Origin of the sequence: Mesorhizobium sp. M0317, assembly GCF_040321555.1 — a bacterium.
Taxonomy (GTDB): Bacteria; Pseudomonadota; Alphaproteobacteria; order Rhizobiales; family Rhizobiaceae; genus Mesorhizobium.
The window spans coordinates 16,162-34,292 of the sequence record NZ_JAMYRV010000015.1 but is presented as its reverse complement, the minus strand read 5'-3'; the positions used below and the strand labels follow the sequence as shown (position 1 = coordinate 34,292).

Genomic DNA, 18,131 nt, shown 5'->3' with positions numbered 1-18,131 from the left:
GGTGAGGGGCGGACTGCTCAGTTGACAGGATTGCTCCAGCGACAGAGCCGCCGCTGCAGGGTGACCAATGCCTGGTTGGCGATCAGGCCAAGCCCGGCGAGGATGACGATTGCCGCAAACATCAGCGGGATCTGGAAATTGTACTGCGCGTTCATCACCTGGAAGCCGATGCCCTTGTTGGCACCGATCATCTCGGACGCGATCAGCAGCAGCAGCGCCGTGGTGGCGCTCAGCCGCAAGCCGACGAAGATCGACGGCACGGCGCCCGGCAGTACGACGCGGCGAAACACGGTGAGCCGGCTCGCACCATAGACGCGCGCCATTTCAAGCAGCTTGGGATCGACTTCCTTGACGCCGCTGGTGGTGTTGAGCAGCAGCGGAAACAGCGTCGCCCAGAAGATGACGAAGATCTTCGAGGTCTCGCCAAGTCCCAAGAGCAGGATGAACACCGGATAGAGCGCCAGCGCCGACGTCTGCCGGAACACCTGCAGGATCGGATCGAGCGCGGTTTCGACCGGGCGCACCTGGCCCATGAACAGGCCAAGCGGAATGGCAACGGCGACAGCCGCCGCAAAGGCGATGCCGGCGCGCTGCAGGCTGATGGCGATGTCGCCGAGCAGGCTGCCGCCGGCAAGCCCCTTCCAGAGTGCGACGACGATCATGTCGATCGGCGGCAGCACCGCCGCGTTGACCCAGCCGACGCTGCTCGCCACCTGCCAGAGCGCCAGGAAGCCGGCAAGCACGCCGTAGCGCTTCAGGAAGCGAACAGCCGCCTTGCTACCGAGGTTCAGGAAGTCCGTGCCGAGCCCAGTTTCGCCACCACTGCGGCGAACCGTGATCTGCCGATCGATGTGCTGCAGCGTCATTGCTTCACCCCTTCGATTGCCAAGGTCATTCGGCGGCAAGGACGGTCGAGCGAGCGACGGTCCATGGATTTTCCGGGCGCCTGAGGCCGAGATTCTCGCGCAGCGTGCGGCCTTCGTAAGCCGTGCGGAACAGGCCGCGCCGTTGCAGTTCGGGAATGACCAGGTCGACGAAATCGTCGAGCGCGCCGGGCAGCCAGGGCGGCAGGATGTTGAAGCCGTCGGCCGCCTCGCTGGTGAACCATTCCTCCAGCTGATCGGCGACCTGCGTGACGCTGCCGACGATGGTGTAGTGGCCGCGCGCCGTCGCTACCCATTGGTAAAGCTGGCGGATGCTGAAATTGTGCTCGTCGGCAATCTGCCGGATCAGCGCCTGGCGGCTTTTCATGCCTTCGGTTTCCTTGCTCGGCGGCAACGGGCCGTCGAGCGGATAGCCCCTGATGTCGAGCGTCTGGCCGGCCAGCCCGTTGAGCAGGGCGACACCGTCCTCGGGCAGGATAAGGTCGTTAAGCTGTTGGTATTTGGCACGGGCCTCGTCCTCGGTGCGGCCGACGAAGGGCGCGACGCCCGGCATGATCAGCACCTGGTCGGGATCGCGGCCGACTTCAGCCACGCGCGCCTTGATGTCGCGGTAGAATTCCTGCGCCGTCTCGAGCTTCTGATGGGCCGTGAAGATGACCTCGGCCGAGTGCGCGGCAAGCCCACGGCCGTCTTCCGACTGCCCCGCTTGTACGACAACCGGATGTCCTTGCACCGGGCGCGGCACGTTGAGCGGACCCTTGACGCTGAAATGCTCGCCCTTGTGGTCGATGTCGTGCAATCTGTCCTTGTCGTAGAAACGGCCCGACTGCTTGTCGCGGATGAAGGCGTCATCCTCCCAGCTGTCCCACAGCGCCTTGACCGTCTCGACATGCTCATGCGCCCTGGCATAGCGCTCGGCATGGCTGGGCTGGACGTCGCGGTTGAAATTGCGTGCCGTTTCGTCGCCGGCCGAGGTCACCACGTTCCAGCCGGCGCGGCCGTTCGACAACAGGTCCAGCGAAGCGAATTTGCGCGCCAGCGTGTAGGGCTCCTCATAGGTGGTGGAGGCCGTTGCGATGAAGCCGAGATGCGTCGTCAGCGGCGCCAGCGCCGCAAACAGCGTCACCGGCTCGAAGCCGGCGATCTTGGCGTTGCCGCCCTCGCGGGCGCCGAGGCCGACGGTCAGGTTGTCGGCCAGGAAATAGGCGTCGAACAGGCCGCGCTCGGCGGTCAGCGCCAGCTGCTTGTGGAACTCGAAATTGGTGGCGCCGTCGGCCGGCGCATCGGGATGACGCCAGGCGGCGATATGCTGCCCGCCGCCGGGCAGGAAAGCGCCGAGCTTGATCTGCCGCGGCCTGCTATCGGACTTGCTGGCTCGAGTCATTGCAGGCGTCCTTCTGGTCTATGCGGGATGGAATATTGCGTCGCGGATCGTGGTTCAGGCGGCAAGGACGACGCTGTAGGGCACGCCGGCCACCCGGCATGCCTCGGCGACCGCCTGCCGGGCTCGCGCCTTGACTGCCTCTGACACCAGCACGCCATCGGCAAAGTCCTTGTCCGAGGCGTAGATCGCGGTCGGCAGGGTCTGCGCCTCGAAGAAGCCGAACAACGGCCGCAACTGGTGTTCGACGACAAGCGAATGACGCTCGCCGCCGCCTGTTGCCGCCAGGATGATCGGCTTGCCGCGCAGCGACGACGGGTCGAGCAGGTCGAAGAAGTGCTTGAACAGCCCGGTGTAGCTGCCCTTGAAGGTCGGGGAGCCGACCACCAGCACGTCGGCGCCGAGCAGCTGCTCGATAATACCGCGCGCCGCCGGATCGAGATCGCCAAGCTGTCTTGCAGGCGCAAAGGACGGGCCGAGATCCTCGATGTCGAAAACGCTCAAAGCCGAGCCGGCCCGGCTCGCCACCTCACCGGCGATGTGGCTGACGAATGCCTTCGTCTTTGACGGACGGGTCAGGTTGCCGGACAACCCCACCACCAGCTTTTTTGACATCCGAGGCTCCTTCTCGCAAACGCACTATCCGCATTAAGCCTACCGATTTTGTAGAATTAAATGAGCGAGAAGATTTCAAAACCGGGCTCTGAAGCGAATGGAGTTTGCGGTACATCGCCTTTGGTTGGTTCATTTGGCCCCAAAAGCGCCGCGGCAGATGCTGACGCGGTCGCGCAAGGCATCGCCGGGGACCATGGCCTGGTCCTTTGCGCACCGATGGGTAACGTTGCGAAACCGTCAAGGGCCGGCGGCATTGACACTGCGTTGTGTCAGTGTCGATTGAACCCAATCGCGTGGGCGACGAAGTAGGCAACTGCAATCAAAGAACAGGATGCGCGCATGAAGAAGATCGGCTTTCTTTCCTTCGGCCATTGGTCGCCCTCGTCGCAATCGCAGACGCGCTCGGCGTCCGACGCGCTGCTGCAGTCGATCGACCTGGCCGTCGCCGCCGAGGAGCTGGGCGCGGACGGCGCCTATTTCCGCGTGCATCATTTTGCCCGCCAGCTCGCTTCGCCGTTTCCGCTTCTGGCCGCGGTCGGCGCCCGCACCAGCCGCATCGAGATCGGCACCGCCGTCATCGACATGCGCTATGAGAATCCGCTGTATATGGCCGAGGATGCGGGTGCTGCCGACCTGATCGCCGGTGGCCGGCTGCAGCTTGGCATCAGCCGCGGTTCGCCGGAGCAGGTGATCGACGGCTGGCGCTACTTCGGTTACGTGCCGCAGGACGGCAAAAGCGATGCCGAAATGGCACGCAACCATGCCGAGGTGTTCCTGGACGTGCTGCGCGGCGAAGGTTTCGCGCAACCCAATCCGCGGCCGATGTTCCCCAATCCTCCGGGGATGCTGCGGCTCGAGCCGTTCTCGGCCGGCCTGCGCGACCGGATCTGGTGGGGCGCCGCCACCAACGCGACCGCCGAATGGGCGGGCAAGCTCGGCATGAACCTGCAAAGTTCGACGCTGAAGTTCGATGAGGGCGGCCAGCCGCTCCACATCCAGCAGGCCGAACAGATCCGCGCCTATCGTGCGACGTGGAAGGCGGCCGACCACACACGCGAGCCGCGCGTGTCGGTCAGCCGCAGCATCTTTGCGCTGGTGAACGACCGCGACCGCGCCTATTTCGGCGGCGGCAGCAGCGAAGATCATTTCGGCTATATCGAGCCTGAGAAGCTTGCCGTCTTCGGCCGCTCCTATGCCGCGGAGCCCGATGTGCTGATCGATCAGCTGAAAGAGGACGAAGCGATCGCCGAGGCCGACACGCTGCTTCTGACCGTCCCCAACCAGCTTGGCGTCGAGTACAACGCCCACGTCATCGAGGCGATCCTGAAGCACGTCGCGCCGGCTCTGGGCTGGCGCTGACAAGAGGCGCCAGCCGCCCGGCAAACAAAGAGATAGACCGTTTCGCCGGCAAACGGTGAAACGCTCTAAGGGCAGAGGCGGCTAGGCATCCGCCTTGAAGGTCTGCTTCTGCTGGCCGAGCCCCTCGATGCCCAGTTCCACCACATCGCCGGGCTTCAAGAACACCGGCGGCTTCATGCCCAGCCCAACGCCGGGCGGGGTGCCGGTGGAGATGATGTCGCCAGGATGCAGCGACATGAACTGGCTGAGATAGGAAACGAGATAGGCGACGCCGTAGACCATGGTCCTGGTCGAGCCGTTCTGCATCGTCTTGCCGTTGACCGTCAGCCACATTTTGAGGTTCTGCGGATCGGCAACCTCGTCCTTGGTGACAAGCCACGGCCCGGTCGGACCGAACGTGTCGCAGCTCTTGCCCTTGGTCCACTGGCCCTGGCGCTCGGCCTGGAAGGCTCGCTCGGACACGTCATGGGCAACGGCATAGCCGGCGACATAATCCAGCGCCTCGGCTTCGCTGACATATTTGGCTTTTCTGCCGATGACCACGGCGAGTTCAACCTCCCAGTCGGTCTTTTCCGAACCGCGCGGGATCAGCACGTCGTCGTCGGGACCGACAATGGCCGAGCTTGCCTTCATGAAGATGATCGGCTCCGGCGGCACGGCGGCGCCGGTTTCGGCGGCGTGGTCGGAATAGTTCAAGCCAATGCAGATGAATTTTCCTGTGCCGGCAACGCAGGCGCCAAGCCTCGGGCTTCCGGGTACGGCCGGCAGCGACTTCGGGTCGAGCTTCGATAGCGCATCGAGCGACGCCGGATCGAGCGCCTTGCCGGCAATGTCGGTGACATGACCCGAAAGATCGCGGATCGTTCCATCCGCATCGAGCAGGCCGGGGCGTTCGCTCCCTATCTCGCCATAGCGCAGCAGTTTCATCTTGCTCTCCAAATTGCGGCCCAAGGCCGTTTTCAAAACTCGCTCCGCCAAGCGATGACTGGGCGGACTCTGGCTATCGGACCCGACCTAGGGCAAGCCGGACTTTAGAACTGTTCGAGCCTGGACCTGCGGATCGAGGCTATTGCTCAGATCGACCAGCCGCCGTCGATATTATAGGCCTGGCCTGAGGTGTACGTGGCGCCGGCGAGGTAGACGGCAAGGTCGGCGATTTCCTCGGGCGTGCCGAGACGGCCCATCGGCTGGCGGGCAATGAAGGCTGCGCGGGCCGCCTCGTAATCGCCCTGCGCATGCATGCGGTCCTGCAGCGACGGGCTCTCGACGGTGCCGGGGCAGATGGCGTTGCAGCGAATGCCCTTGGCGACATAGTCCGCGGCAACCGCCTTGGTGAGACCGATCACGGCCGCCTTGGAGACGCCATAGGCGAAGCGGTTGGGCACGCCCTTGCCGGCGCCGGCGACGGACGACATGTTGATGATCGAGCCATCGCCGCGCTCCAGCATGCCGGGCAGTACGGCCCGAATGGTGCGGATCATGGCGCGGACATTGAGGTTGAAGGCGAAATCGAGATCGGCGTCCTTCATCTCGAGGATGGACCCCGAATGGACGAAGCCGGCGCAGTTGAACAGCACGTCGACGCGGCCGATTTCGGCGAAGCCGGATGCCACCGCATCGTCGTTGAGAACGTCGAGCTTGCGGGTCTTGATGCCGGAGGTATTGGCGAGTTCGGCCAGCAGCGCCTCGTTGATGTCGGTGGCGTGCACGACGGCACCTGCCTTGGCGAAGGCCAATGCGCTCGCTCTGCCGATGCCTTGCGCCGCCGCCGTGACGACAACGACCTTGCCTGCCAGATCCGCCATGCGTTTCTCCTCGCCCTCTTTGGCCACTTCCCGGCCCGATTTAATGCGGGCTGACCAGGGCGTCCTGTGCCAGACAGGCGCGACTATGCGGCCTGCACAATCCATCAGTCCAAAATAACAAATGTTTTTTCTGGTTAAAGAACACACGTCCGGGCGTCAAGCCCGAACGCGATCACCTTCGCGACGGCTGATGTAATGCACATCGCTTGCTCTGATGCAACAACATGTATGACAACCGGGCAACGAGTCGCGCTGCCATGGTTCACTCAAGCACAGCGCGCTTCAGGCGGCATTAGTCGCCGTATGGCACCCAGACGTTCTTCACTTCGACGGCGCGGCGCAGCATGGCATCGCCGGCGGCCTCGTCGGACGTCCAGTCGAGGCTGCGGCCGTTGCCGGTCCAGACGCGCTTGAGATTGCCGACGGAATCGGCCTCCGCCTTGGAGCAAGTGTCGGCATCGGCAAACAGCCAGAGCCCGTCGACATCGTCATGCTTGGCCAGCACGCCGGCAAGCTCCGCCGTGCGGCCGGTGACGATGTTGATGGCGCCGGCCGGAACGTCGGAATATTCGATCACCTGGTAGAGATCGGTGGCGAGCAGCGGGTATTTTTCCGACGGCACGGCCACCACGGTATTGCCCATGGCAAGCGCAGGTGCGGTCAGGGAGATGAAGCCAAGCAGCGGCGCGCTGTCCGGGGCGACGATGCCGAGGACGCCGACCGGCTCGTGCAAAGCGAGCGTGACGGCGCGGGCCGGTGGCTGATGCACCCTGCCCTCATACTTGTCGGCAAGGCCGGCATAGAGGAACAGGCGCTCGATCGATTGTTCCACTTCCTCCCGCGCGGCCTTGGCGTTGGCGCCGGTCAGTTCGGTCAAGCGTGCGGTAAATTCGCCGGTGCGGCCGGACAGGTTTTCGGCGAGATAATAGAGCACCTGGGAACGATTGTAGGCGGTCGCCTCCGGCCACGCCTTGCAGGCGCGGGCGGCGGCAACGGCGTCGCGGATGTCCTTGCGGCTGCCGAGACCGACTTCGCCGGCGAGCTTGCCCTTGGCAGTGGCTATCGCCAGCGAATAATTGCCGTCGGGCCGCACCTGCTTGCCGCCGATGAACAGCTTTGCGGTACGATCGATGGCGCCGCCATCCGATTGCTCGACCGGCTGCGCCGAAGACGCCGTCGGCTTGATCACGGGACCAAGCGGCAGCTTTGCCGAGAGATACTCGAACATGCCCTCGCGCCCGCCCTCGCGGCCAAAGCCGCTTTCGCGATAGCCGCCGAAGCCGCAGGCGGCGTCGAACATGTTGGTGCCGTTCACCCAAACGACGCCGGCCTTCAATTGCGGCGCGACATGCAGCGCGAGGTTGATGTTTTCGCTCCACACCGAGGCGGCCAGCCCATAGCGCGTGTTGTTGGCAAGCTCGATCGCTTCCTCGGTGTTGCGGAAGGTCATGGTGGCCAGAACCGGACCGAACACCTCTTCCTGCGCCAATATATTTGCCGGCGAAACACCGGTGGCGAGCGTCGGCAGGTGGTAGTAGCCGGAAGACGGCAGCACCGCGTCGGGCTGCCAGCAGACGGCGCCCTGTCTGGCGCCTTCGGCGACCAGACCCTTGACGCGGTCGAGCTGTGTGGCGTCGACCAGCGGTCCGATATCGGTGTTCTTGTCGAGCGGGCTGCCGACGCGAAGCCGGCTCATCCTGACCTTGACCTTGGCGATCAAGGCATCGGCAATGCCTTCCTGCACCAGAAGCCGTGACCCGGCGCAGCAGACCTGGCCCTGGTTGAACCAGATGCCGTCGACCAGTCCTTCGACGGCGCTGTCGAGATCGGCGTCCTCGAAGACGATGAAGGCCGACTTGCCGCCGAGCTCCAGAGACAGTTTCTTGCCCGATCCGGCCGTGGCTTTCCTGATGATCTTGCCGACCTCCGAAGAGCCGGTGAAGGCGATCTTCTGGATGCCGGGATGGTTGACGATGGCGACGCCCGCTTCCGGCCCGCCCTGGACGATGTTGACGACGCCCTTCGGCACGCCGGCGCGCTCGCAGATCTCGGCGAACAGGATGGCCGTGAGCGGGGTGAATTCGGCCGGCTTCAGCACCACCGTGCAGCCGGCGGCGAGGGCCGGCGCAATCTTCCAGGCCAGCATCAGCAGCGGGAAATTCCACGGGATGATCTGGCCGACGACACCGACGCCCTTGTGGCCTGGGAAATCCATGTCGAGCGCCTGCGCCCATCCGGCATGATGGATGAAATGGCGGATGGCCAGCGGCACGTCGATGTCGCGGCTTTCGCGGATCGGCTTGCCGTTGTCGATTGACTCAAGCACTGCGAACAGGCGCTGATGACGCTGCATCGCGCGGCCGATGGCGTAAAGCACCTTGGCGCGCTGGTAGCCGGAGGACGCCGACCATTTCGGCAACGCCTTGGTGGCTGCCGCAACGGCTGCGTCGATATCGGCGGCGCCGGCATCGGAGATCTTGGCCAGCACCTTGCCGGAGGAGGGTTCGCTGGTCTCGAAAGTCTTGCCGCTGGCGGCCGCCTTCCAGCCGCCATCGATGAACAGCGCCTTGCCGAAATCGCGTCCGGCAAGCCAGGCATCGGCCTCGGTGCGGGCTTCCGGCGCCGGGCCGTATTCCATGGCGTGATAGCGTTCGAGAATGTTCATGACGCGCTCCAGATAATCGTCTTGGCAGGCGCTCTGTGGCGCCCCCCTCTGTCCTGCCGGACATCTCCCCCACAAGGAGGGAGATTAGCCTTCGCGCCTGTCGGCTCTGAAACGTCGACAATTGGCGAAATCGCCGACGTTAGCCAATCTCTCCCCAATCGGGGGAGATGTCCGGCAGGACAGAGGGAGGCGCGAAGGAACTCGACGTTCAAGGCCTTCTCCGCCTCACGCCATTGCGTGGCGGTGATTGGCCGAATAATGCCCGGTCAGATGGTGCTCGAGCTGGCGCTCGATGTCGGTGAGCAGGCTCGAGGCGCCGAAGCGGAACAGGTCTGGCTCCAGCCATGGCCGGCCGAGCTCCTCCTTCATCAGCACCAGCCAGTCGAGCGAAGCCTTGGCTGTAGAGATGCCGCCGGCCGGCTTGAAGCCGATGAGAAAGCCGGTCTCCTCGAAATAGGCTCGGATGGCGCGCACCATGGCGAGGCCGACGGGCAGCGTGGCGTTGACGCTTTCCTTGCCGGTCGAGGTCTTGATGAAATCGGCGCCCGCCATCATCGCCACCATCGAGGCCAGCATGACATTTCGCAGCGTGGCGAGGTCGCCGGTGCCGAGGATAACCTTGAGATGCGCATCACCGCAGGCTTCGCGCATCGAGACGATCTCGTTGTAGAGCTCATGCCATTTGGCGCCGAAGACCAAGCCGCGCGGGATGACGACATCGATCTCGTCCGCGCCGTCGCGCACCGAAGCCTCGATCTCCTGCAGGCGGGTCGACAGCGGCGCAAGGCCGTGCGGGAAAGCGGTGGAGACGGCGGCGACATGGATGCCGATGCCGCGCACGGCATCAACAGCCGTCGCGACGAAGGGATGATAGACGCAGACCGCCGCCGGGCGGATTTTCTCGCCCTCGATGCCAAGCCCCTCGACGATGTCGCGACGGAACGGGTTGATCGCCTTGGCGCACAGGCGGCGCACCCGCTCTTCGGTGTCGTTGGAATTCAGAGTCGTCAAATCCATGCAGGAGACCGCGCGCAGCAGCCAGGCGGCCTGGTTGTCAGCCTTGATCGAGCGCCGCTTTGTGAGGCTGGCGACCCTGCGTTCCAGCGCCGAGCGGTTGACCGAGCGCACCGATTCCATGAAGCCGAGATCGAGCCGCATGCCGGTGTTGCGGGCAATACCGTGGCTTTGCGGCACGGGCGTGTTGGCGGCCGCACGTGCCGGCAGCGGCGTGACCTTGGACGCGCCGAGATTGGCTTCGCGGATTGTGCTGCTCATCTCCTGCCCTTTCGCTCGACCATTTTACGTCGTGGTGCGTGTCGTTGCTCCCGGACTTGGGCGACACACACCGAAGATAGCCCGTGAATCGATGCTTCACGAGTCCTTCAAGGGCTCATAACGGAAAAAGGCGGCAAAAGCAGCTGAATTTTGACCACATGGTCAAAACGTCAATTCAAGACGTGGCGCCGAGGCGCCGGCTGATGTCAGCCGACGAAAGCGCGCTCGACGACGAAGGTCGAGGGATGGCTGAGCGAGCCCTCATGGAAGCCGAGGCTTTCGGCCATTTCCTTGACGTCCTTCAGCATATGCATCGAGCCGCAGATCATTATGCGATCCGTCTCCGGATTGAGCTTCTCGATGCCGAGGTCGTCGTAGAATTTGCCGGAGCCGATCAGCGCGGTGATGCGGCCCATGCGCGCCGACTCTTCGCGGGTCGTCGAATTGTAGAGGGTGACGCGGCCGCCGGTCAGCTCACCGATCAGCGGATCGTTTTCGAGCGCCGCCACCAGCTCCTGGCCATAGGTCAGTTCGGCATTGTCGCGGCAGGTGTGGGTCAGGACGACCTGCTCGAACTTTTCGTAGGTATCGGGGTCGCGCAGCAGGCTGGCGAAGGGCGCAATGCCGGTGCCGGTCGAGATCATGAACAGGCGCTTTGCCGGGGTCAGCGCGTCGACGACCAGCGTGCCGGTCGACTTCTGGCGCATGATGACGGTGTCGCCGACCCGGATCTTCTGCAGTTCGGAGGTCAGCGGACCATCCGGCACCTTGATCGAGAAGAATTCCAGCTCCTCGTCCCACGCCGGGCTGGCGACCGAATAGGCGCGGTACACCGGCTTTTCGGCATTGGGCAGCCCGATCATGACGAACTCGCCGGAGCGGAAGCGCAGCGACTGCGGACGGGTGATGCGGAACGAGAACAGGCGGTCGGTGTAATGCTTCACCGAGACGACGGTTTCGGCATAGACATTGGCCGGAATCGGAAACTGCAGCGGACGGGCGCCGGCTGTGTTGAGTGCGGATGTGGTGTTCATCAAATCCAACTCTGTCTTGCCCACGCCTGTGCGGGCGCCAAACCGTTTCCTGCGCGCCCAGACCATTCAGGTCCCGGCGAGCCGTTCACACACTCCAAAGCAGTGAGCTCTTGTGTCCAAAATTTATTAGTATACAAACGATATTTGTGTCAAGATACCACGCTAAAACAGCTTTCCAAACTGCGGCATATTCGTAGTTCCGCCATTTCGGATTTCGACAATGAAAGAGAATTTTTCGGTGCAACAACCGGATTCCCTGGGTCACGTCGTTGCCGGCATCGATGTTGGCGGAACCTTCACAGACCTCATTTTGATCGACGGAAATGACGGCGGAAAGGTGCATATCGCCAAGACGCCGACGACGGTCGACAATCAGGCGTTCGGCGTGGTTTCAGCGCTGGGTGCCACAGGCTTTGCCATAGACGGCATCGACCTCATCGTGCATGGCACGACCACCACCACCAATGCGGTGCTGGAACGCAGGCTGGCGAAAACCGGCATGATCACCACGCGCGGTTTTCGCGACGTGATCGAGCTTGGCCGTCGCACACGGCCGCAGCCCTACGGTATGACCGGAAGCTTCGTTCCGATCATCCCGCGCGATCTCCGGCTCGAAGTGTCGGAGCGCGTCGAGGCGTCGGGCGCGGTGCGCCCCCCGCTTGACGCGGCCGCGCTGCGGGACGCCGTGAAGACGCTGATCGGGGCCGGCTGCGAGTCCCTCGTCATCCATTTCCTGCATTCCTACGCCAATCCTGGACATGAGCGGCGCGCGGCCGAAATCGCCGCCGAGCTTTGGCCGAACGGCTACATCACGACTGGCCATGCGCTGCTGTCGGAAGCCCGCGAATTCGAGCGCGGCGTTACCGCCGCGGTCAACGCCTCGGTGCAGCCGATCCTCGAGCGTTATGTCGAGCGGCTGCGCAAGGAATTGGCCGCCAAGGGCTATGCCCGCGACTTCCTGATCATGAACGGCAATGGCGGCATGATCTCGGCCCGTTTCGTCACGCGCGAGTCGGCCAAGACCGTGATGTCCGGCCCGGCCTCCGGCGTCATCGCCGCCGCCTATACGGGCAAGCGCGCCGGCTTTGAAAACCTGGTCACCTACGACATGGGCGGCACCTCGACCGATGTGGCGCTGATCCGCAACGCCGAGCCGGCGGTCTCCAACGAGATCGAGATCGAATATGCGATGCCGATCCACGTGCCGATGGTGGCGGTGCATACGGTCGGTGCCGGCGGCGGCTCGATCGCCCGCGTCGATGCGGCCGGCCTGATCCAGATCGGCCCGGAAAGTGCTGGCGCCAATCCCGGCCCGATCTGCTACGGTCGTGGTGGAGCCGAGCCGACCATCACCGACGCCAATCTGGTGCTGGGCCGGCTGGCGCCGAAAAAGCTGCTGGCGGTCGAAAATCCGGTCACCGTCGAGCGGGTCACCGGCATTTTCGAAGACAGAATAGGCAAGGCCACCGGCCTCTCCGGCGTCGAAGCGGCGGGCGCGGTGCTGCGCCTGGGCAACATGAAGATGGCCGGCGCCATCCGCATGGTCTCGGTGTCGCGCGGCCATGATCCGCGCGATTTCGCGCTGTTCGCCTTCGGCGGCGCCGGGCCGTTGCATGCCTCCGCCCTGGCGCGCGAACTCGGCCTGCCCCGCGTGCTGGTGCCGGCCCGTCCGGGCATCACCAACGCGCTCGGCTGCGTCGTCGCCGATCTGCGTCATGACTTCGTCAACACCATCAACCAGCCGGTCGCCGTGCTCGATGAAGCCAGGCTTCGCGAGGTGCTGGAACGTCACCGCGGGGAAGGCGAGGAACTGATCGGCAAGGAAGCGGTGAAGCCGGAAACGATCCGCGTCACCCATTCCGCCGACATGCAGTTCGTCGGCCAGACCCATATCATCAACGTGCCGTTGCCGTCTTCATCGGTGACAAGGCAGGAGTTGCAGGCGCTGTTCGAAAAAGCCTATTTCGCCCGCTTCAAGGTCGAGCTGCCGGAGATCCGCGCCAATCTGGTCAACCTCAACACGTCGGTGACGGGCGTGCGGCCGGCGATCGACCTGTCACGGCTGATCGACCCGGCCGGACGTACAAAGACGCTAGACGAGGCGCTGCGCGAAACAAGGCCTGTCTGGTACGCAGGACGCTGGCACGATACGCCGATATACGCACGCGAAAAGCTGCCGCCCGATGCCGTCATCGAAGGGCCGGCGATCCTCGAACAGATGGACGCCACCACCGTGCTCGAACCCGGCGACCGCGCAAGATCGGACGCCGACGGCAACATCATCATCGATATCGGCGAGGCCTGAGATGCAAAAGCTCGACGCCATCACGCTTTCGGTCCTGCAGGCTGCCCTCCAGCAGGTCTGCGACGAGATGGATCTCACTTTCTCCCGCGCGGCCTTCTCGCCTGTCATCGCCGAAGCCAATGACCGCTCCGACGGCATCTACTCGGCCGTCGACGGCTCGCTGATCGCACAAGGCAGCCAGGGCCTGCCGGTGTTCGTCGGCGTCATGCAGTATTCGACCAGGACGGTGATCGAGATGATCGCCGCCGGCCGCTGCCTGCCACCTGAGCCGGGCGACATCTATATCGTCAACGATCCCTATCTCGGCGGCACGCATCTGATGGATGTGCGCTTCGCCATGCCGGTCTATCGCGACGGCAAGATATTTTGCTGGCTATCGAATACCGGCCACTGGCCCGATATCGGTGGCTCGGTGCCGGGCGGCTTCTCCGCTTCCGCCACAGCCGTCGAGCAGGAAGGCCTGCGGCTGCCGCCGGTCAAGCTGTTCAAGAAGGGCGTGCTGGACACGGAAATCTACGCCATCATCTGCTCCAACATCCGGGTCGCCGACCAGCGCATCGGCGATATAAGGGCGCAGGCCGCGGCACTGCTGATCGGTCAGGACCGGCTCAATGGAATCCTCGATCGTTACGGCAACGAAACTGTTGTCGAGGCGATCGCCGAACTGCGTCGCCGCGCCGCCGAGCAGATGCGCGCCAACATCTCCGCCATTCCCGATGGCACATACAGTTCGAAGGCCTTTGTCGACTCGGACGGCGTGGTCAACGAGCCGCTGACCATCGCGCTCGCCGTCGACAAGCAGGGCGACACGCTGACCTTCGACTTCACAGGTTCGTCAAAACCATGCGCGGGGCCCATGAACAGCGTGCTGGCGACGACTTTGTCGTCGGTCTATCTCGCCATGCGCCATATTTTCCCTGATGTGCCGATCAGCGCTGGCGCTTTCGAGCCGCTGATCGTCAAGCGGCCGGAAGGCACGTTCCTCGACGCCAAATACCCGCGTCCCGTCTCCGGCTGTGCGGCTGAAGTCTCGCAGCGCATCGCCGAGGCGGTGTTCGCGGCGATGGTGCAGGCGCTGCCGGAAAAGGTGACGGCCGCGCCCGCCGGCTCCAGCGGCAATTTCGCGCTCGGCGGCAACGATCCGGCCCGCGGCCGCGACTATGTGATGTATCAGATCTCCGGCGGCGGCTATGGCGGCAATTCCGGCCATGACGGCCTGACCAATGGCTGCTCGACCATCGGCATTTCGAAATCGCCGCCGGTCGAGATCATGGAGCAGGCCTTTCCGGTTCTCTACCGCCACTATGCCTTGCGCGAAGGCTCGGGCGGCGCCGGCAAGCAGCGCGGCGGTTTTGGCCTCGCCTATGAGGTCGAGATATTGCGAGGAGAGGCGCGTGCGTCCTTCGTCATGGACCATGGCCGTTTCGGCCCGCAAGGCGCGCTCGGCGGCAAGGACGGCGCGGTGAACACGGTGACCGTGTTCCGCGACGGCGAGGCACATGTGCCGCCGCATCTGTCCAAGGAGCAGGACATCGCGCTCAAGGCCGGCGACCGCGTGAGGGTCGGCACGCCCGGGGGCGGCGGCTATGGTGATCCGCGTGAGCGCGACCCGAAACTGGTCGCCGAAGACATCAGGCTTGGTTACTACACCGTTGAACAAGCCAAAGAGCTGTTCGGAACCTGACAGCCGACAGGCCCGAGCCGCGTCAGGTCTGCAGCTTGGCCTTCAGCGCATCGGCGAATTTTTGCGCGATCTTCTTGAAGCCGGCGGGATCGGGATGCAGTTCGTTGGCCCAGTCGGCCACCTTCAACGTTCCCTGCGTGTCGACCAGATGGAAATTGTTGTTGGGATCGTCGGCCAGGCGCTTCACCACATCGCGGAACGCCGCCAGCGCGTCGTGAACGATGACCGTGCCCTTGGCGACCGTCCAGTTGCAGAAATCGAGCGACGGTTTCAGCCACGGGCCGACACAGGACGGATGCGCTCCGTTCGGGATCGGAAAATCATAGCAATGGCCAAAGATCGGCACGCCTGGCGCGACGCGGTCGCGCAGCGCGAACAAATCGAGATAGCAGGCCTCGACCATGCCGAGCGCCTTGGTGAAGCGGTTCTTGTTCAGCCCGGGGGCGTGGCCATCATTGAAGTCGAGGAAGATGCAGAACTGGTCGCCGGCAATGTCGTTGCCACCGGCAGAGAACAGGATGGCATCGGGCTTGCCGTCCAGCCAGTTGGCCTTGTTGCGCAGGGCGGCGATCATGCGCTGCTGCTTGGGCAGCGACATCTCGTCGGTCGCCGCATCGCCATGATGGGCAAGGTTGAGGATGGTCGGCGGCATCGAGCCGATGCGTCGCAGCTGCGCGATCACGTCGGTGTCGACGAACGGAAAGCCGTTACCGGTGAGCGGATAGTCGAACCAGGAATCGCCCTGCGCCAGCATCACCAGCGGCCGGTTGGCGACGGCCGCCTCGAGATTGCCGGCGCTTTCCCTTGCGGTTTCGAGCCGCTCGATGTTGGCTTGGTGAACCCTGATGCGCTTGGCGATGTCGTCGTCGATGCGCCGTTGCGCGGCTTCCTGCACGAATTCCTGCTGGTCCATCCCCAGGTCCCTCCCATGACCGCCTATGTCCGGCTGAGCATGCGCCCATGTCCATGATCGGTCTGTAATTTAGATCACAGTAAGATTCCTGGGGAAGGACGGCTTGCCGCGCCGTGATCGCCGCAGAGCATGTCGTTTCCGTCTCCGTGGGGCCTGCAAAACACCATAGACTTCTATCCTTGTTTTCGCGCAATTCCGGACGGGAAACCGCCAACACCTTCCCTGGAATTGCTTAGTCAACGGAGATCAGGAACATGCGTCTTTTCGGTCGTTTCGTGCTTGCCGCTTCCGCCGCCCTGCTGCTTGGGACCGGTGCTGCCTCCGCCGAGAAACTCAGGATCGGCACCGAGGGCGCCTATCCGCCCTTCAACTATGCCAATTCGGACGGCACGCTGGGCGGCTTCGACATCGACCTCGGCAAGGCGCTGTGTGCCGAGATGAAGGCCGAGTGCGAATTCTCCGTACAGGATTTCGATGGTTCCATTCCGGCGCTGCAGGCCGGCAAGTTCGACGCCATCATCAACATCACCATCACGCCGGAACGGGCCGAGAAGGTCGAGTTCACCCACAAATATTACCAGACGCCGCCGGCCATCGCCGTGCCGAAGGATTCGACCATCGCCGGCACATCGCCGGACGATCTGAAGGGCAAGGTGCTGGGCGTGCAGAGCGCAACCATCCACCAGAATTTCGCCGAGCAGAAATACTCCGGCTCGACCGTGAAAGCGTATCCGACCGGCGACGACGCCCGCACCGACATGGCCAATGGCCGGCTCGACGCGATGATGGACGGCTCGATCATCCTGACCGAATGGCTGAAGAAGCCCGACGGCGCCTGCTGCAAATTGCTCGGCACGTTGACCGCCGATCCGGCCATTCACGGCCCCGGCGTCGGCATCGCGCTGCAGAAGGGCAACAAGGAATTGGCCGACAAGTTCAGTGCCGCCATCGACGCGCTGCGCGCCAACGGCAAGTACAAGGAAATCAACGATAAATACTTTTCGTTCGACGTATACGGCAGCTGAGACCGACGACAAATACTCTCGGCAGCGCTGTCTGGCGCTGCCGTTTTTCATGCAGGACGGAGAAGTTTCGTGGTTGAGCGGCGCTCCCCTTTCTACAACAGCATCGTCGGCCTGGGCGCGACGATGGGCCGGGTCGGCGGCGAGTTCGTCTCGGCCAAAACTTATTCCGGCATCGCCGACGAGCACCTGAACACGCGCAAAAATGTCGGCGTGCAGGATCTCAGCACCATGGGCAAGATGGACATCAAGGGGCCGGAAGCCGAGGCGCTGGTCAACCACGTCATCGTCAACGATGCCGCCGCGATGAAGCCCGGCCAGGTGCGCTATTCCACCGTCTGCCGCGACGATGGCGGCATCATGGACGACCTCACCGTGTTTCGGCTGGCATCAGAGCATTTCATGATGGTGACCGGCTCGGTCAACCGACTGAAGATGCTGCCCTGGCTGCAGCATCATGCTGAAGCGCGAAAGGCCTATGTCACCGACATCACCGCGGCCGTCGCCTTTCCGACGATACAGGGGCCGCGTTCACGCGAGCTGCTGAAAGCACTGGTTTCGGATGCCGATCTCGATGAGTTGAAACGCTGGGCGTTCACTTCAGGGCGCGTCGGCGAGACCAAAGTCATGATCTCACGCACCGGGGTGACCGGCGAGCTCGGCTTCGAACTGTTCGTGCCGGCGGACGAGGCCACTTCCGTCTGGGACGCGCTGATGCGGACCGGTAGCGATTTCGGCCTGAAGCCATACGGCGTGCTGGCCATGTTCACGCTCGGGCTGGAAAAGGCCTATCCGGCGCATGGCATCGACATTGACGAGAGCCGTACGCCCTTCCATGTCGGGCTCGATCGCTGGATCAAGTTCGACAAGGGCGAGTTCATCGGCCGCGAGGCATTGCTCACAATTCGCGACAAGGGGCTCGACGAACGCTGGACCGGGCTGATTCTCGACGGTGACAAGCCGGCCGCGACGGATGCCAGGGTTTTCGCCGACGGCGAGGATGCCGGCGTCGTCACCTACAGCGATCACGGCTATTCCTTAGGCAAAGTTCTGGCGACGGCGCATTTGCGGCTGCCGTTCACCGCCATCGGGACCGAACTCAGCATCGACATTGACGGCAAGCCGACCCGCGCGGTGGTGGCGCCGATGCCATTCTTCGATCCTGAAGGCGCTCGGCTGCGGGCCTAAA

General features: G+C 63.8%; 14 protein-coding genes. 5 read left to right on the top strand and 9 right to left on the bottom strand.

All coding sequences use genetic code 11. The features are described from left to right. Positions 1–17: 17 nt before the first annotated feature. From NKI88_RS13385 to msuE, 3 genes are read right to left on the bottom strand one after another with little or no spacing between them, the layout of a single operon-like run. Entirely contained in the window at positions 18–866 is an 849-nt protein-coding gene (locus tag NKI88_RS13385) for an ABC transporter permease (protein ID WP_023711343.1), read from the bottom strand. A 25-nt stretch (positions 867–891) separates the two neighbouring features. Then, positions 892–2,268 (bottom strand): LLM class flavin-dependent oxidoreductase, encoded by a 1,377-nt coding sequence (locus tag NKI88_RS13380; protein WP_023683544.1) that lies wholly within the window; start codon positions 2,266–2,268, stop codon positions 892–894. A gap of 54 nt (positions 2,269–2,322) precedes the next feature. Continuing rightward, entirely contained in the window at positions 2,323–2,880 is a 558-nt protein-coding gene (gene msuE / locus NKI88_RS13375) for an FMN reductase (protein ID WP_023683545.1), read from the bottom strand. A gap of 339 nt (positions 2,881–3,219) precedes the next feature. On the opposite strand from msuE, the gene NKI88_RS13370 reads away from it, so the two are divergent. Further along, positions 3,220–4,239, top strand: a complete 1,020-nt coding sequence (locus tag NKI88_RS13370; RefSeq protein WP_352655565.1) for an LLM class flavin-dependent oxidoreductase — start codon at positions 3,220–3,222, stop codon at positions 4,237–4,239. Positions 4,240–4,320: 81 nt separating this feature from the next. Here NKI88_RS13370 and NKI88_RS13365 read toward each other — a convergent pair whose 3' ends face one another. From NKI88_RS13365 to NKI88_RS13345, 5 genes are all read right to left on the bottom strand, one after another. Beyond that, positions 4,321–5,166, bottom strand: coding sequence for a fumarylacetoacetate hydrolase family protein (locus NKI88_RS13365; protein ID WP_352655563.1), 846 nt, complete (start codon positions 5,164–5,166; stop codon positions 4,321–4,323). Between the two features lie 146 nt (positions 5,167–5,312). Further along, positions 5,313–6,044: an SDR family oxidoreductase gene (locus tag NKI88_RS13360; RefSeq protein ID WP_352655561.1), complete on the bottom strand. Its 732-nt coding sequence runs from the start codon at positions 6,042–6,044 to the stop codon at positions 5,313–5,315. A 292-nt stretch (positions 6,045–6,336) separates the two neighbouring features. Next, complete coding sequence (locus NKI88_RS13355) at positions 6,337–8,709, bottom strand: aldehyde dehydrogenase family protein (protein WP_352655559.1); 2,373 nt, start codon at positions 8,707–8,709, stop codon at positions 6,337–6,339. Positions 8,710–8,934: 225 nt separating this feature from the next. Then, positions 8,935–9,984, bottom strand: a complete 1,050-nt coding sequence (gene deoC / locus NKI88_RS13350; protein WP_352655557.1) for a deoxyribose-phosphate aldolase — start codon at positions 9,982–9,984, stop codon at positions 8,935–8,937. Positions 9,985–10,190: 206 nt separating this feature from the next. Then, positions 10,191–11,018: a ferredoxin--NADP reductase gene (locus NKI88_RS13345; RefSeq protein ID WP_352655555.1), complete on the bottom strand. Its 828-nt coding sequence runs from the start codon at positions 11,016–11,018 to the stop codon at positions 10,191–10,193. A gap of 220 nt (positions 11,019–11,238) precedes the next feature. Here NKI88_RS13345 and NKI88_RS13340 point away from each other — a divergent pair, with 220 nt between their 5' ends. Together NKI88_RS13340 and NKI88_RS13335 are read left to right on the top strand one after the other, a co-directional pair. Further along, the gene (locus tag NKI88_RS13340; RefSeq protein WP_352655553.1) at positions 11,239–13,323 is read left to right on the top strand and encodes a hydantoinase/oxoprolinase family protein; all 2,085 of its coding nucleotides are present in this window, start codon (positions 11,239–11,241) and stop codon (positions 13,321–13,323) included. A 1-nt stretch (position 13,324) separates the two neighbouring features. Next, complete coding sequence (locus NKI88_RS13335) at positions 13,325–15,007, top strand: hydantoinase B/oxoprolinase family protein (RefSeq protein WP_023815980.1); 1,683 nt, start codon at positions 13,325–13,327, stop codon at positions 15,005–15,007. A 22-nt stretch (positions 15,008–15,029) separates the two neighbouring features. Here the strand turns inward: NKI88_RS13335 and NKI88_RS13330 are convergent, their stop codons facing one another. After that, positions 15,030–15,920 carry an SGNH/GDSL hydrolase family protein gene (locus NKI88_RS13330; protein WP_023689203.1) on the bottom strand — a complete coding sequence of 297 codons (891 nt, stop codon included), beginning with the start codon at positions 15,918–15,920 and terminating at the stop codon, positions 15,030–15,032. 254 nt (positions 15,921–16,174) lie between these two features. Here NKI88_RS13330 and NKI88_RS13325 point away from each other — a divergent pair, with 254 nt between their 5' ends. Together NKI88_RS13325 and NKI88_RS13320 are read left to right on the top strand one after the other, a co-directional pair. After that, positions 16,175–16,945 carry an ABC transporter substrate-binding protein gene (locus tag NKI88_RS13325; protein WP_352655551.1) on the top strand — a complete coding sequence of 257 codons (771 nt, stop codon included), beginning with the start codon at positions 16,175–16,177 and terminating at the stop codon, positions 16,943–16,945. A gap of 69 nt (positions 16,946–17,014) precedes the next feature. Beyond that, complete coding sequence (locus NKI88_RS13320) at positions 17,015–18,130, top strand: aminomethyl transferase family protein (protein WP_352655549.1); 1,116 nt, start codon at positions 17,015–17,017, stop codon at positions 18,128–18,130. Position 18,131: the final 1 nt, after the last annotated feature.